1 protein-coding gene is annotated in these 1728 nt (G+C 42.4%); it reads left to right on the top strand.

Translation table 11 applies throughout. The features are described from left to right. The first annotated feature begins 77 nt into the window (after positions 1-77). On the top strand, positions 78-1655 hold the full coding sequence (locus tag PSF86_RS17725; RefSeq protein ID WP_277901429.1) for an IS1182 family transposase: 1578 nt from the start codon (positions 78-80) through the stop codon (positions 1653-1655). Positions 1656-1728: the final 73 nt, after the last annotated feature.

The following is a 1728-nucleotide window of genomic DNA, read 5'->3' as shown; positions in this document are numbered from 1 at the left end:
TGTGCCTGTTGCACAAGTTAGCAAAAAATTGACATAGGGTTGATATTTTCCTCTCATTAGATGCTTACCTTGTAGTTATGCAAGGCAAAAAACAATATCAGGAGAAGTTATTCAACCAGTTCCAATTAAGTGAACGCGTACCCAAAGACAATTTCTACCGCCGGTTAAAAGAGGTGTTGGACTTGGATTATCTATACCCGCTTACCAAAGGATATTACGGTAGTAGCGGACAAAAGAGCATCGACCCGATAGTCTTTTTTAAACTATGTCTGGTTGGTTATTTAGAAAACATCACCAGCGACCGTCAGCTCATAACGCATTGTAGTATGCGTTTGGACATCCTGTTCTTTTTGGGTTATGATATCGATGAAGGGCTACCGTGGCATTCCACCATCAGCCGTACCCGTCAGTTGTTCCCTGAGGCTGTGTTTGAAGAGGTCTTTACCAAGGTGTTTGAACTATGTGTATCGGTCGGGATGGTCAGTGGCCATACTCAGGCTATCGATAGCGCCCCGGTAAAAGCCAATGCTTCGATGGACAGCCTGGAACTGAAAGTCCCTGAAGCCGATTTAGAAACGCATCTTCGAGAAATTCGTCACATTAGTAAACGTGATAAAGACAAACCACTACGTCAAGCCAAAGGGAATAAAGCAGACAAAGAACAGCAAACCTTATCTGCTAGTGATAAAGAATTACAGGCCATAAAAAGCCGAAACAATAAATGGGCAAAGGATCAGGATCAGCGACCGGGAGCAGGTAATAAAGGAGCTAGATATACCAGTAACAAAACCCATTACAGTCCTACCGACCCCGATGCCCGTATTAGTGTAAAACCAGGCAAGGCCAGGAAATTGAATTACCTATCTCAATTAACAGTAGACACCTCCAATCATGTGATAACCGATATTAAAGCATATCATGCCGATGGTAAAGACAACCAACAACTGCCCGACATCGTAAAAAGGGTACAACGCCGGTTGTGGCACTCAGGACTATTATGGGAGAACTGTGTAGCAGATACGGGTTACAGCAGTGGTGAGAACTATGCCTTTTTAGAAAAGAAGCAGATCAAGAGCTTTATCCCTCCCCATGGTACTTACAAAGGAGGGCCGGCAGGATTTACATATATCAAGGCAGGCAACTATTGGTTATGCCCTCAGGGCAAGAAAGTAACCTACAGAAAACAAAAGTTGGAGAAAGGGACCCTAAAAGATCAGTACTTTACCAAACGAAGCGATTGTAAAGGCTGCCCAATAAAGCAGCAATGCATAGGAAAGAGTTATGAGAAACGCATAAACATTACAGCCTACCGCGAAGAATACGAACGCAATATAGCAAGAGTGAACAGTCCACAGGGACGGTATATGAAAGCCAAACGGCAAAGCACGGTAGAACCCGTGTTTGGCACACTGACCCAATTTATGGGTTTACGAAAAATAAATACCATCGGTATTAAACAGGCCAACAAATGTATGCAGCTCGCTGCCATTGCCTACAACTTGAAAAAGTACCTGAAATTCATTGAAAAACACACAAAAAGTGGGACAGCAAGTATACAGGGTGTCTGTTTTGTGCTAAAAGTACTCCTACGACGAATTTTACTTCTTTATAAGCCTCTCAATTTTAGTTTACAGCTAAACTATACCACAAAATAAAAGCCCTTTTAAGGGCTTATTTGGATCTTGTATTTATACAATTAATAGGTTGTGCAACGGTTACCGTTGTTAG

It is taken from the genome of Galbibacter pacificus (assembly GCF_029603165.1).
Taxonomy (GTDB): domain Bacteria; phylum Bacteroidota; class Bacteroidia; order Flavobacteriales; family Flavobacteriaceae; genus Galbibacter; species Galbibacter pacificus.
This window is presented reverse-complemented; position numbering and strand designations above follow the sequence as displayed.

Coding starts and splice junctions, on each gene's coding strand:
- PSF86_RS17725 (WP_277901429.1), top strand. CDS start 78: ATGCAAGGCAAAAAACAATATCAGGAGAAGTTATTCAACCAGTTCCAA.